This is a genomic window from Streptomyces africanus (assembly GCF_002150735.1).
In the GTDB taxonomy this organism is placed as follows: Bacteria; Actinomycetota; Actinomycetes; order Streptomycetales; family Streptomycetaceae; genus Streptomyces; species Streptomyces africanus.
This window is the reverse complement of record NZ_MUKA01000559.1, coordinates 1067-1546: the sequence shown is the minus strand read 5'-3', so window position 1 is coordinate 1546 and position 480 is coordinate 1067. Positions and strand designations below refer to the sequence as shown.

At 73.1% G+C, this 480-nt stretch carries 1 pseudogene; it reads left to right on the top strand.

What is annotated here, in order from left to right:
• Positions 1-393: pseudogene (locus CCL05_RS42050) on the top strand (TMEM175 family protein); the annotation flags it as partial.
• Positions 394-480 lie beyond the last annotated feature (87 nt).

Sequence of the window (480 nt, the reverse complement as noted above, 5' to 3'; positions counted from 1 at the left end):
ATCTTCCGTGACGTACGGGAGGTGGACGGACATGTGATCGTCCTGTCCCTCACCGGCCTGGGTGTCGCGGCCCTGGTGCCTTTCCCGACGAGGCTGCTCGCGGAGTACGGCGACGTGCCCGTGTCGGTCGCCGTCTACGCGGCGGCGGTCGCCGTGCTCGGCGCCTGCCATCTGGCACTGGCCGCCGTCCTCGCGAAGCGCCCCTGGCTCCGCGACGGCACCCCCTCCGACACCGGCAGCACGCCTTACCTCCTCGAGAGCGCCACGCTGGTGGTGGTGTTCGCCGTGACCGTCCCGCTGGCCCTGGTGATCGGGGCGGCGGCGATGTGGCTGTGGCTGGTCCTCGTCCCGGTGAGGTACGTCCTGGGCCGCCGTCTCCAGAAGGCCGGCTGAACGTCACGCCCCCGCGGCCACCTCCGCCCAGGTGCCGCTCGACGCCGACCGCGCCATCGCGTCCAGGGCGGCCGCACTGTGCACGGC